Source organism: Ruegeria sp. CG11 (assembly GCF_056537245.1).
Genome location: NZ_JBQFRE010000003.1, coordinates 191940 through 204765, shown reverse-complemented (window position 1 = coordinate 204765; position 12826 = coordinate 191940). Strand labels below are relative to the sequence as shown.

The 12826-nt window shown below is 61.0% G+C and carries 12 protein-coding genes; 6 read left to right on the top strand and 6 right to left on the bottom strand.

Features of this window, described 5'->3' with window-relative positions:
- Positions 1 to 10: 10 nt before the first annotated feature.
- Genes ACR0KW_RS10350 through ACR0KW_RS10340 form a run of 3 tightly spaced genes read right to left on the bottom strand, consistent with a single transcriptional unit; the run spans position 11 to position 3445 of the window.
- A complete protein-coding gene (locus tag ACR0KW_RS10350) occupies positions 11 to 283 on the bottom strand; it encodes a hypothetical protein (protein WP_480804902.1) in 273 nt (90 codons plus the stop codon).
- A complete protein-coding gene (locus ACR0KW_RS10345) occupies positions 270 to 3059 on the bottom strand; it encodes a [protein-PII] uridylyltransferase family protein (protein ID WP_480804901.1) in 2790 nt (929 codons plus the stop codon). Before ACR0KW_RS10345 ends, ACR0KW_RS10350 begins: the two co-directional genes overlap by 14 nt.
- Positions 3056 to 3445 (bottom strand): DUF4440 domain-containing protein, encoded by a 390-nt coding sequence (locus ACR0KW_RS10340; protein ID WP_480804900.1) that lies wholly within the window; start codon positions 3443 to 3445, stop codon positions 3056 to 3058. The genes ACR0KW_RS10345 and ACR0KW_RS10340 overlap by 4 nt, the downstream gene beginning before the upstream one ends.
- 154 nt (positions 3446 to 3599) lie before the next feature.
- Here ACR0KW_RS10340 and ACR0KW_RS10335 point away from each other — a divergent pair, with 154 nt between their 5' ends.
- From ACR0KW_RS10335 to ACR0KW_RS10320, 4 genes are all read left to right on the top strand, one after another.
- Positions 3600 to 4022: a DUF2852 domain-containing protein gene (locus ACR0KW_RS10335; protein WP_480804899.1), complete on the top strand. Its 423-nt coding sequence runs from the start codon at positions 3600 to 3602 to the stop codon at positions 4020 to 4022.
- A 66-nt stretch (positions 4023 to 4088) separates the two neighbouring features.
- Positions 4089 to 4520, top strand: coding sequence for an RDD family protein (locus tag ACR0KW_RS10330; protein ID WP_480804898.1), 432 nt, complete (start codon positions 4089 to 4091; stop codon positions 4518 to 4520).
- A 75-nt stretch (positions 4521 to 4595) separates the two neighbouring features.
- A complete protein-coding gene (locus ACR0KW_RS10325) occupies positions 4596 to 5420 on the top strand; it encodes an arginyltransferase (protein WP_480804897.1) in 825 nt (274 codons plus the stop codon).
- Between the two features lie 6 nt (positions 5421 to 5426).
- Positions 5427 to 5816 (top strand): VOC family protein, encoded by a 390-nt coding sequence (locus ACR0KW_RS10320; protein WP_480804896.1) that lies wholly within the window; start codon positions 5427 to 5429, stop codon positions 5814 to 5816.
- Between the two features lie 132 nt (positions 5817 to 5948).
- Here the strand turns inward: ACR0KW_RS10320 and ACR0KW_RS10315 are convergent, their stop codons facing one another.
- The 3 genes from ACR0KW_RS10315 to ACR0KW_RS10305 all read right to left on the bottom strand — a co-directional run bounded on the left by ACR0KW_RS10315 (position 5949) and on the right by ACR0KW_RS10305 (position 10451).
- Positions 5949 to 8303 (bottom strand): TRAP transporter large permease subunit, encoded by a 2355-nt coding sequence (locus ACR0KW_RS10315; RefSeq protein ID WP_480804895.1) that lies wholly within the window; start codon positions 8301 to 8303, stop codon positions 5949 to 5951.
- A gap of 17 nt (positions 8304 to 8320) precedes the next feature.
- Positions 8321 to 9247 carry a TRAP transporter small permease subunit gene (locus ACR0KW_RS10310; RefSeq protein WP_480804894.1) on the bottom strand — a complete coding sequence of 309 codons (927 nt, stop codon included), beginning with the start codon at positions 9245 to 9247 and terminating at the stop codon, positions 8321 to 8323.
- Between the two features lie 121 nt (positions 9248 to 9368).
- Positions 9369 to 10451: a TRAP transporter substrate-binding protein gene (locus tag ACR0KW_RS10305; RefSeq protein ID WP_170325241.1), complete on the bottom strand. Its 1083-nt coding sequence runs from the start codon at positions 10449 to 10451 to the stop codon at positions 9369 to 9371.
- Between the two features lie 248 nt (positions 10452 to 10699).
- Between ACR0KW_RS10305 and ACR0KW_RS10300 the strand changes: the two genes are divergently transcribed.
- The gene (locus tag ACR0KW_RS10300; protein WP_480804893.1) at positions 10700 to 12133 is read left to right on the top strand and encodes a cache domain-containing protein; all 1434 of its coding nucleotides are present in this window, start codon (positions 10700 to 10702) and stop codon (positions 12131 to 12133) included.
- Positions 12130 to 12768, top strand: coding sequence for a response regulator transcription factor (locus tag ACR0KW_RS10295; protein ID WP_480804892.1), 639 nt, complete (start codon positions 12130 to 12132; stop codon positions 12766 to 12768). Before ACR0KW_RS10300 ends, ACR0KW_RS10295 begins: the two co-directional genes overlap by 4 nt.
- Positions 12769 to 12826 lie beyond the last annotated feature (58 nt).

Genomic DNA, 12826 nt, shown 5'->3' with positions numbered 1-12826 from the left:
GGGGAAAGCCCTAGCGGGGCCGGGATCGCCAGCCGCCGCGCCGTTTTGGGGCCTGCGCCGATTGCAGCCCTTCGGCCAGAACCTGCGTCATCGGATGATCGGCTTCTTGCGCAGCATAGACGGCGTGCAACTCGGTCAGGGCCTGCTTTTGGTCGCGCTCTGCCGGCAGGCTCAGCGCCCAGTCCAGAAAGATGCTGCGGCATTCGGGCAGCGTAATGCCTTCGATGCGATAGGCCTCTCGGATCAGGCCCTTGTGATCATTCGGATCGTCACTGCGCGGCATCTTTCCCCTCCTTGATCACGCTGCCGATGATCACGGCGGCGGTGGTATAACTCTCTTGCAAGGCGGCCTGAAGCTGTTCGACCTGTTCGAACCCAGTGGCGCGGCACAGGAAGGCCGCACCGGCATCACCGATCTTGTCGGCCTCGATCACCTTGCCCGACAGCAACCGGGCCGCGCATTGCACCGACCAGAATAAATCGTAGCAGTCCTTGAGCGTCTGTGCCTGAGCGACGTCCAGTAATCCGGCAACGACAGCACCTTCCAGCCCGGACTTTACGTCTCGCTGCGCAACACCCGTCAAAAGCGCGCCGGTTTCGGCCACCAGTTCGATATCCATCATCCGGCCCGGGCCGTTCTTGGCATCCCAAATCCCGGCTGGAGCTTTGGCCGCCGCCAGACGGGCGCGCATCTCGGCCACTTCACGCAGGACCTTTTCGCGGTCCACGGGCTGTTTCAGGAAATCGGCGCGGAAGGCCTCGATATCCTGCGCCAACTCTGCGACTCCCGCCACCACGCGGGCGCGGGTCAGGGCCAGATGCTCCCATACCCAGGCTTCGTTCTGCTGATAGTTGGTGAAGCTCGCCCAACTGGTCGCCACAGGCCCCTGATTGCCCGACGGGCGCAGGCGCATGTCGACCTCGTAGAGCCGCCCTTGAGACATTGGCGCCGACAGCGCTGTGATCAGCGCCTGCGTGAACCGGGCGTAATAGGTTCGCGTGGCCAGAGGGCGCGGACCGTCGGACATGTCCTGATCCTGCGGGTCGTAGATAACGATCATGTCGAGATCGGATTGCGAGTTGATCCGCCCTGCCCCGATCGAGCCCATACCCAATACCGCTGCGCCACGTCCTGGCGCGGGGCCGTGTTTCTTGGCGAAATGTTCGGTCACGCAGGGCAGGATCGCGGCGATCACCGCGCTGGCCAGCTCGGCATATTGCTGCCCGGCCTGCGCCCCGTCGATCAACCCGCGCAGGTGGTGAACGCCGATGCGGAAATGCCATTCCTTGCACCAGCGACGGGCGTAGTCGAGCTGCGTTTCATAGTCCGCCTCCTGCTCCAGCGCCTGAGACAGTTCGGCCTGCAGCGCCGCCTGCCCCGGCCAGTCGTCAAAGAAACTGCCACCGATCACCGCATCGAACACGGCTGCATTGCGTGACAGGTGTCCCGCCAGCGCATGCGAGGTCCCCACGATATCCACCAGCAGGTCGATCAGATGCGGGTTGGCCTCGAACAGGGAAAACAGTTGCACCCCGGCAGGCAGGCCGGAAAGGAAACCGTCCAGCGCCTGCAGCGCCTCATCCGGTTTTGCGGTTTTCGACAGGCGCGAGAGCAGCTCGGGCTTGAGCCGCTCGAATATCCGCGCGCCCCGTTGCGAGCGCAACGCAGGATAGGTCGGCCAGCGGGCCAGAACGCTTTGGTCGAAGTCGGCCTCTTTGCCCGGTGCCGGGGTCGAGGAGCCAGGAGCAAAGAACCCTTCGGTCAACTCATGCACCTCAGTCAGGCGGCGGGTCAGGTCGGCGGCCAACTCAGCGCTGTCGATGCCCATCAGACAGGCAACGCGGTCGATCCCGTCCTGCGATTGAGGCACCTTGTGGGTCTGCGAGTCGTGGACCATTTGGATACGATGCTCGACCTCGCGGTGGGCGCGGTAATGGTCAGTCAGCTTGTCGGCGACCTCCTGCGGGACCCAGCCTTTTTCGGCCAGCGCGGCCAGACCGGGCACTGTACCCCGCACCCGCAGATCGGGATCGCGGCCCCCGGCGATCAGCTGGCGGGTCTGAGTGAAGAATTCGATCTCACGGATGCCGCCCTGCCCCAGCTTCATGTCATGGCCCGGAATGGCCAGCGTACCGCCTGTGCCCTTGTTCTCACGAATGCGCAGGCGCATGTCGTGGGCGTCCTGAATGGCTGCAAAATCCAGATGCCTGCGCCAGACAAAGGGGCGCAGAGTGTCAAGGAAACGCTGCCCGGCAGCCAAATCACCGGCACAGGGGCGCGCCTTAATATAGGCGGCACGCTCCCATGTGCGGCCAAGGCTTTCGTAATACCGTTCGGCCGCCTCAGCCGCCATGCAGACCGGGGTCACCGCCGGATCGGGGCGCAAGCGCAGGTCGGTGCGGAACACATAGCCATCGGCGGTCTTGTCGCTTAGAGTGGCGCAGAAGTTGCGCGTCGCCCGCACCATGCCGTGCCGTGCGTCGTAGAAATCATCCGGGTCAAAGCGGGTTTCGTCGAACAGCACGATCAGGTCGATATCCGAGCTGTAGTTCAGCTCATGCGCGCCCATCTTACCCATCGCCAAAATGATCATCCCGGCGGCGGTCTCGACGTCATCCGGCCCCATGCCGGGCAGCTTCCCACGCCGGATCAGTGCCGCGATCTCGGCCTTGGCGGCCACATCCGCCGCCAGCGCGCCGAAATCGGTCAGCGCCGCTGTGACTTTCAACAACGGCCACGCACCGGCCAGATCGGCCAGCGCGGTCAACAGCGCCATTTGCCGTTTTGCCTGCCGCAATCCCGGCTTCAACTGATCCGGCGGCAGAGCTTTTGCCGCCGCCATGACATCGGCCAGTGCCTGATCCGGTTGCTGCAAGGCCTGCGGCAACCACTCACGTTCCCGTTCGATCAGACCTTTCAGATAGGGGCTGGACCCGGCCGCCCCTGCGATCAGTTCCCCCTGTTCGGGCGTTACATCAGAGACGGCATCCAGCGCCTCCTCACCCAAAGCGGCATCAAAGGCGCGCGGAACGCGATGGATGGTCAGCGGGCCGGTCATTTTGCCTCCAACGGGGTATCCTGACTGAAACTGTTGACCCAGACGTCCATCCGGCGCTCCCAGAGGGACGAGATCAACATCGACTCCCACGCCTCTGATCCGGGGCGCTGATAATCCGCACGATAGGTCAGCAACACGATGTCTGGGGTCAGCACCCGCAGTTTCGTCTCGCTCAACTCATACCTGGCCATAGTCGGGGCATCGGCAAACTGGCCGACATGATCGTCGCGATTGGCAAATCCGGTGGGGTACACCCCCAGAAAATCCGCGCTCAGCAGCGCCCGATCGGCCGAGGCATTGCCGTCGACCAGCGCAGCCCAGACCTGCTTTTCCAAAGTGAGAATTTCGTCCAGCGCCGGAGGGGTCGTGTAGTCAGTATTTTGCATGTGCGAAACCTGCGCCTGATCCGGGGTGAGGTCAACCAGAGAACGCGCCGGCACAGCCAATGTAAATCTTTTTCACATCGACCCCTTGCAACAGGCCGCACGCTCCCCATCTTAACAATGTGAAAACGATTTACATCAACCCCGGAGACCACAAATGACTGCACTTTCCAACCACGCCGTCCCTGAAAACCCGGGATGGTTCTACCGTGCCGAAGCCTGGATGGATGACAAGGGCAAAGGGGCCTGGATCGCCGCCATGGTCCTTGGGTTCATCTTTTTCTGGCCCGTCGGCTTCGCCCTTCTGGCCTACATGATCTGGAGCAAACGCATGTTCAGCAAATCCTGCAGCCGCCGCAAATCCTGGCACAGCCACATGAGCGCCATGAAGCCCTCGGGCAACAGCGCGTTTGACGCCTACAAGGCCGACACCCTGGCCCGGCTGGAGCGCGAGCAGCAGGACTTCGAGGCCTTCCTGCGCCGCCTGCGCGAAGCCAAGGACAAGGCCGAGTTCGACCAGTTCATGGACGAACGTGCCCGCGAAAACCGCGATGAGGCCGAAAACGGCGAGCGCGCCTGATCCAACCTTGCCCTGTCCAGCCTTTCGGGACAGGGTAGCCCCAATCAACGACGCGGATTACACTGAATGACCCACCTGCCCGATCCAGAAAGCCAACCCGAATTCTATCAATCGGTGGCAACCAAGCGCTTTGTTGCGTGGCTCTTTGATATCGCCTTGATCTCGCTGCTGTGCATCGTGCCGGTTTTCCTGACCTTCGGCGCGGGCCTGTTCTTTCTGCCGCTGATCTATGGCGTCATCAGTTTCGTCTACCGCGTCGTCACGATTGCCAACGGATCGGCGACGCTGGGGATGCGCTTCATGGGCATCGAGTTGCGCGACGCCTTTGGCGCCCGCATGGACATGGGCAAGGCCGTGGCCCACACCGCCGGCTATTTCATCAGCATGGCCTTCTTTGTGGTTCAGATCGTCTCGGTCATTATGATGCTGACTAGCGCGCGTTGTCAGGGCCTGACCGACACGTTCCTTGGGACGGTGATGATCAACCAGCGGGCATAAAAATCAGCCGACTGAATCACTTGGCGGCTCAGGGAACCGTTGTTATCATCCTGTCTCAGGAGACACGGGACCTTCATGCGACACACGCTGCCAATTGCGCCGCAATTCTATGTGACGGCACCCCAGCCCTGCCCTTATCTTGAGGGCAGGATGGAGCGTAAGCTGTTCACCGCCCTGCAGGGCGAAGGCGCCGATCAGCTGAACAACTCGCTGTCGCAGCAAGGGTTTCGTCGGTCGCAGAACGTGCTCTACCGCCCTTCCTGCACCGATTGCGCCGCCTGTTTGTCGGCCCGGATCGACGTCTCGGCCTTTCGCCCCAGCAAAAGCCAGAAACGCGCCGTCAAGCGCAACGCACACCTGCGGCGTCGGGCGAATTCGCCCTGGGCAACGGATGAGCAATACGAGCTGTTCCGCCGTTATTTGGATACCCGCCACGCCGATGGCGGCATGGCCGACATGGACGTGTTCGAATTCGCCGCGATGATCGAGGAAACCCCGATCCGCAGCCGCGTTGTGGAGTATGCCGACCCCGAGACCGGCGCGCTGATTGCCGTCAGCCTGACCGACGTTCTCGATGACGGGCTGAGCATGGTCTATTCCTTCTATGACCCGGAACAGCCGCAAAGCTCGTTGGGCACCTACATGATCCTCGACCATATTGATATCGCGCGCGAGGCTGGACTGCCCTATGTCTATCTCGGGTACTGGGTGCCCGGCAGCCCCAAGATGGGCTACAAAGCACGGTTCTCGGGGCTCGAAGCCTATATGCAGAGTGATTGGAGGCGCGTCGACAATCCGACCGCTCTGGCACAGGCCAGCCACCACCCCTTGTCCACAGCCCCGATCGCGGAACAGGTCGCGGGCATCCAGCTGCCCGACCGCCACCCGACAAAAGGCTGATCCTTCATGCGTCAAAACCTCCACGCCGTCACCCTCGTGGTGCCGGACTACGATGCCGCCATTTCGTTTTATACCCGAACGCTGAACTTCACCCTGGCCCAAGACATTGATCTGGGCGGCGGCAAGCGCTGGGTGCTGGTGACGCCTCCTAGAGCGACAGGCGGGTCCTTGTTGCTGGCTAAGGCCGACGGTCCGAACCAGATCGCCGCCGTCGGCAACCAGACCGGAGGCCGCGTGGGTTTCTTCCTGCAAACAGATGACTTCGCCCGCGACCACACTGCTATGCGCGCCAAAGGCGTCCATTTCGAAGAAGACCCAAGGCACGAACCCTACGGTACGGTCGCCGTCTGGCGCGACCCGTTCGGCAACCGCTGGGACCTGATCCAGTTCACCTGATCCGCCCTTCATCTGGCCAAAAATATCTCGGGGTTGAATTGGCCGCAGGCCAAGAAGGGGCTGGCCCCTTTCCACAACACCAAAGCAAAGGGGGCCATAAGACCCCCTTTTCCGTTTGGTCTCTGCAACAGATCAATTCGGGATCAGATCCGGCACGATGGTCACAATCGACGGGAAGAACCACAGGATCGCGATCCCCACCACCTGAATGATCACGAAGGGTACGATGCCGCGATAGATGTGGCCCGTCGTCACCTCTTTCGGCGCGACCCCGCGCAGGTAGAATAGCGCAAAACCAAACGGTGGCGTCAGGAACGAGGTCTGCAGGTTCACGGCCACCATGATCGTCACCCATTTCGGATCGAATGACCCGCCATAGATCACCGGACCCACAATGGGGATTACGATGTAGATGATCTCGAGGAAGTCCAGCACAAAGCCCAAGAAGAACAGCACCAGCATCACGATCAGGAAGACCGTGAATTCGTTGTCAAAGCTCTTGAGGAACTGCTGGATATAGTGCTCACCGCCGAACGAGATCACCACGAGGTTCAACAACTGTGACCCGATCAGAATGGTAAAGACCATCGAGGTCACCTTGGCCGTCTCGCGCACCACCGGGGTCAGGACCCCGCTGGAGAACAGAACCCAGCAGCCGTAGATCAGACCGAACAGAGCATACAGGTATGCGGCATAGGCCAGAACAAAGGCGATCCAGGTCTCGACTGTGACGTTACCCTGATTGACCCGCAGGTCGAAGTTCACCCCCAGCACCAGACAGATGATGACGGCAAAGGTCGACCAGATGATCACCTTGCCCGAGCGTTCCTGATCCTGCAGCTTACGATAGGCCGCCAACATAATCGCACCGCCTGCGCCCAGAGCAGCCGCCGGTGTCGGGTTGGTAACGCCCCCAAGGATCGAACCAAGCACCGCGATGATCAGAACCAGCGGCGGGAAGACCACCCGGATCAGATCGTTGCTGGAACACCGGATCGCGGCCTCCTTAGCCCCGTAGATGGCCAGCGCAAACGGCAGCGCCAGCAACAAGAACGTGGCCCCGGATGAGGTTGTCGGCGCGATCAGCACTAGGTCCACCAGCAGCATCAGCAACAGGCCAATGGTCCCGAGGATCAGCGGCTGCGGCGATTTCGACGGTGCGATACCGCGCCCCATCAACAGCGTCAGACCCAGCAGCACCACAATCACCGCAACACCGTTTCCGATCGGAGCAGCCGCCGCGATCTTGGCTTCCTGCGCCGCAGCCAGCTCTTCCTCGCTCAGGCGCGTGGAAGCCGCAGTTCCACCAGCGGCGTCAATGGCCTCTTGCTCGGCCACGGCCTGATCCCACGCGGACTGACCGTGCAGCTCGATCATCGACGCTTTGCACTCCGCCGACACGTTGGTCCGCAGCGAGGCTCCGGCACCGATATCCGAGAAGGCGGACACGTTGATGTTCTGGCTGCCAATCACACCCGCACTGCCCAGCAGAACCACGCCCACGATCAAAGCAACCGGCGCGCCGAGCAGCCAGGTCAGACCTTCGGCGCGAGTGATCGGCTCACCGCCGCCGCCCGACATCTCGACCGCCGGGGCTTTTTCGGGGTTCAGCAGCGCATAGCCAAAGGCATAGAGCGCATAAAGCAAGGCCAGCATGATCCCCGGCAGCAGCGCCGCCTGGAACAGCGTGCCCACCGAGACCACTGCAGGCTCACCCAGATAGGTCAGCGCGTCGGTACACCCGGCGTCAACCGCGCGGGTTTCCTGCGCGGTGGAATACAGATCACCGGCCAGCGTGCCCAGCAGAACGATCACGATTGAGGGCGGAATGATCTGCCCCAACGTGCCCGAGGCCGCAATCACACCGGTCGCCAGTTCGGGCGAATAGTTGTTCCGCAGCATGGTCGGTAGCGCCAGCAGGCCCATGGTGACAACGGTCGCGCCGACGATCCCGGTCGAGGCCGCCAGAAACGCCCCCACAACCACGATCGACACGGCCAGACCACCCGGCAGCGGGCCAAAGACGCGCGCCATCGTGGTCAGCAGATCGTTGGCGATCTTCGAGCGTTCCAACGTGATCCCCATCAGCACGAACATCAGCACGGCCAGCAGGGTCTCGATGGATTGACCGGCCAGAACGCGTTCGTTGATACGATTCACGATGAACGAGACGTTGCGGTCCAGCGCGGTTTCCCAGCCCTGCACAAAGACCGGTTCGGCGATCCTGGGTAAGTCCGGGTATCGGAACGTGGACACTGTGTCAGGTTTGACCCCTGAATTGACCAGATCCCGATAGGCTTGTGATCCGGTATCAATCGCCTGGTGGATCAGCAGCCCGGCACTGTCCAGCGCCGCGATGATCCCGAACGAGATGATACCTGCCCCGCCGATGGCAAAAGCCACCGGAAAGCCCGAGAGGATGCCCCCGAAAAGGCAGAAGAATACGATAATGAGGCCTATCTCGACGCCATCAAGTCCGAATAGCATTGTCTTGGTCTCCGTCCTTAATGTGCGCCTTCGTAGGCTTCTTCGCCCTCGCCAAGGCTGTCCTTGTCGAGGTATTTTCCAACGCTATCCGGTCCTTCCACATATTCCAGATACGACCGGTACAGGAAGGCGATCGCGTGCAGGAACACCATGGCCGCAAAGCAGACCAGCAGGATCTTGAACAGGAAGTAGGCGTTGAACCCGTTGGGGCTGAACCCGATGGTTTCCACGTTCCAGCGCAGCGCGCGGGCCTTCATGACCAATCGATCCAGCGCATCACTGGCCGAGGGTTTCGGCACGATCAGATGCCGCCACATGAAGTACCAGCCATACATCCATGTCAGCACGGCGATGGGCATCATGAACAGCAACGACCCCAGCATGTCGACCACGCGCTTGGCCCGGTGACTGATCCCGGCATAGATCAGATCGACCCGCACATGACCGCCCTGCACAAAGGTGTAGGTGCAGCACAGGCACACGACCATCGCGTTATAAAGCTTCAGCTCTTCCGCGTACCAGCTGATGTCCTGGCTGAATGGGATGCCCAGACCAAAGGACATGTCAGGCCGCGCAAACACCCGTTGCATGAAGACGATAACGATTTGCTGGATCACCATCAGCAGGCCCGCCCAGGCAAAGAAACGCCCGGTCGTGTTGGCGAACCCTTCAAGGACTCGCACCATCCCCCACATGAAGCTCCGGTAGTACAGCCCGATGGCTGTCAGCACCAGAAACAGGGTGAATACCACAAAGAAGAACTCGACCGATCCGCCATAATAGACAAAGCGCATGATCGCTTCTTTGTCCGACCAGTTCAGCCAGAGTTGCGGATGCGTGATGGCGTATCCGAAATTATAGAAGGCTTCGGCAATGTTCTGAACGAACCACACCAGTCCGTTCCACAGGGCGCCGAAGAACGAGATACCGTTTTCGTCCTGCATGTTGTCCCCAGGTCGTATCGGTTGCACTGCTGTTATGTGCGGCTTTGTCCGAACCGCGCATGTGCAACGGGAAAGGTTTCCCCGCTATTGCGGGGAAACCAGTCTAGCATAGTTTCTACGATTAGCCGCGTACGCGGTTACGCTGCGTGGTGTAGACACCCGACGACAGGTCCAGCCAGCCGGCCGACGAGTTCGAGGACGCCACTGCGCTGTCGTGGATTTTCTTGAACAGCTCGTCGCCCATGTTCTCGTCCAGCACTTCTTGGCTGGCCGCACCGAACGCGTCCCAGACGCTGTCCGGGAATTCCATGACCTTGACGCCCCCCGACTGCAGGCGCTGCAGGGCTGCACCGTTGTTGGCCAGGAATTGCGCCAGGTTCCACTGGTGCGCTTCGCCTGCTGCGATCTCGATGATCTTCTGCTGAGCGGGCGTCAGGCTGTCGAACACGTCGCGGTTGGTTGCCAGCGACAGACCTGCATTCGGCTCGTGGAAGCCAGCGGTGTAGTAGACTTTGGTGATTTCCTGGAAACCGGCCTTTTCGTCAGCCCACGGACCGATCCACTCGGTACCGTCGATCGCGCCAGAGGACAGCGCCTGATACACTTCCGAGCCCGGAATGTTCTGTACCGATGCGCCCAGTTTACCCAGAGCTTTACCGCCCAGACCCGGCATACGGAATTTCAGGCCATTGAAGTCATCGGGGCTGTTGATCTCTTTCGAGTACCAGCCGCCCGCCTGCGCACCGGTGTTACCGGCCAGGAACGACTTGAGGCCAAAGATCTGACCCAGCTCGTCATGCAGTTCCATGCCGCCATCCTGGTAGTACCAGTTCACCATTTCCTGCGCGGTCATGCCGAAGGGAACGGCGGTGAAGAAGGCATAGCCCGGGTGCTGACCGACAAAGTAGTAGTCAGCCGCGTGATACATGTCGGCCTGACCCGACGAGACGGCGTCAAAAACCTCAAACGCGCCAACCAGTTCGCCGGCGGCCTTGATCTCAACGGTCAGGTTGCCGTCCGACATTGCGGTGATGCTGTCGGCGCAACGCTGCGCGCTGTCGAAAACACCGGCCAGACCACGACCCCACGAGGTCACCATGGTCAGCGTGCGCTTGCCCTGCGCATAAGCCGGAGCCGCCAGCGTGGTGGCAGCAGCTGCCGAGCCGCCAAGAGCAGATGTTTTCAGAAATGAACGACGATCCATATGAGTGTTCCTCCCCTACATATTCAAAACCCGGAAAAATCCGGGCGCGGTCGTTGTCAATGCGCGACAGCTTAAACCGCGGATTTTGAATGTGAATACCAACAACTACGTAGAGGGTTGGGTTTTTAAAAGCGCGACCGGTCATTTCCGTAGAAAATCCCTGCCTCACCTTCGCATCTAAGGCAGCCCTTGCACCCCAATGTCCAAAAATTTTGCATTTTCCCGCACTCTTGCGTATCGATTCGACCATGAGGGGATTTCGCAACCTGATTTCGCTGACCTATGGCCAGAAACTGTCGCTGGTCGCCGCAATTCCGCTGGTCGTTGCAGTGGCGGCGATTGCGGTTCTGGTTGCTCATGAATCCCGCGCCACGGCCGAAAGTGAGATACAGGCACTGGAACGTCGCCTGATCGAGGCCAAGAAAGAAGAGCTGAAAAACTATGTCACGCAGGCCCGGAACGGGTTTGCCTATATCTATGGCCGTGCGTCTCCGGATGACGCTGTCGCAAAGAACCTCGTGACACAAATCCTTGCGGCCATGATCTACGGAAAAGACGGGTTCTTTTTTGTCTATGACTATGACGGCACAAATCTGGTCAGTCCGCGCCAAACCCAGTTCATCAACCGCAACTGGGAAGGTCTGACGGACAGCGACGGCACCCCGGTTGTGGACGAGTTCATCAGCCTCGCCCGGCAAGGCGCCGGGTGGCACAGCTTCATGTGGCAAAAACCTTCGAACGGGGAAGAGGCGCAGATGATCGCCTATGTCGTCGGCCTGCAGGATTGGCAATGGGCCGTCGGCACCGGCGTTTTCATTGACGACATCGTGGCAACCGTCGCCAACGCCCGCGCCGAGGTAGAGGCCCGCGTGCAGCGCACCTTCATGTATATCGGAGGGATCGCTCTGGCCGCCGTGCTGATCGTCTTTGCCTCGGGCATGTTGCTGAACGTCCGCGAGCGGCGGCTGGCGGATGCCAAACTCAAGGAACTGACCCAGCGCGTGTTCGATGCGCAAGAGGAAGAGCGCGGCCGCGTGGCGCGCGAATTGCATGACGGGATCAGTCAGATTCTTGTGGGCGTACGTTACGCATTGGACAATGCGCGGCGACGGCTTGAACGTGGGGACGACGAAGGCGCCCGCAACCCGCTAAACAAGGGGATTGACCACCTCGGCAGCGCCATCACCGAGGTCCGCCGCATCAGCCGCGACCTGCGCCCCGGTGTATTGGATGATCTGGGCCTCGGCCCTGCCCTGAAAACGCTGACCGACGATTTCCGCGAACGCACCGGCATCGAGACCGAGTTCACAACGGTGGTGTTCCGAAACCGGCTGGATCAGGACAGCAAGATCGCCCTCTATCGGATCGCGCAAGAGGCTCTGACAAATATCGAACGCCACTCTGGCGCCACGCGTGTTACAATTGACCTGCGCGGCCACAAAAAAGGTGCAACAATGCGCATCACCGACAACGGTCGGGGTTTGCCCAGCGGGCAGGATCAGGCCAGCACCGGGATCGGGTTGCGCAACATGGAAGAACGGATCGCACAGCTTGACGGAACCCTGCGCATTCTGTCATCACGCGGGCCGCGTGGTGGTACCGTGATCGAGGTCAGCCTGCCGCTCAGCCGCCTGCTCCCGCCGCGGGAAGAGTCCTCTCCGAACCGAAAGGCCGGTACATGACAATCCGAGTTCTCATCGTAGACGATCACCCGATGGTGGCCGAAGGGATTCAGTCGATCCTGGAGAGCTATCCCGAAATTGCGGTGGTCGGCACGCTCGGCACCGGTCAGGAGGCGGTCGATCAGGCCACCGAACTGTCCCCCGATGTCATCCTGATGGACCTGAACATGCCCGGACTGGGTGGGCTCAGCGCAACCGAGATGATCCTCGAACGCCTGCCCGACACCCGTGTCCTGATCCTGTCGATGCATGACAGCCCGGAATATATCTCGACCGCGCTCAGCCACGGCGCCAAAGGTTATGTGCTGAAAGACGTCCCAACGGATGAGATCAAGCAGGCCATCGACGCAGTGATGCGCGGCGAGCAATACCTGTGCACCGGGGCAAGCGGATCGCTGGAACCCAAGAAAGACAGCGCTCGCGAAGCGCTGACGGGGCGCGAACAGACCATCCTGCTGGAACTGGCGCAGGGCAAGTCGAACAAAGAGGTCGCCCAGGCATTGGAAATCTCGGTGCGCACGGTGGAAACCCACCGCAAGAACATCAAACGCAAGCTGGGGATTTCATCCACTGCTGGCCTGACCCGCTATGCGCTCGAACACGGGGTGCTGCAAGGCACCAGCCCCGGCTTCTAAGCGCATCCGCAGCGCGGAACGCGCTGCCCGGCCCAACCGGCGGAGATGCGCCGCAGGC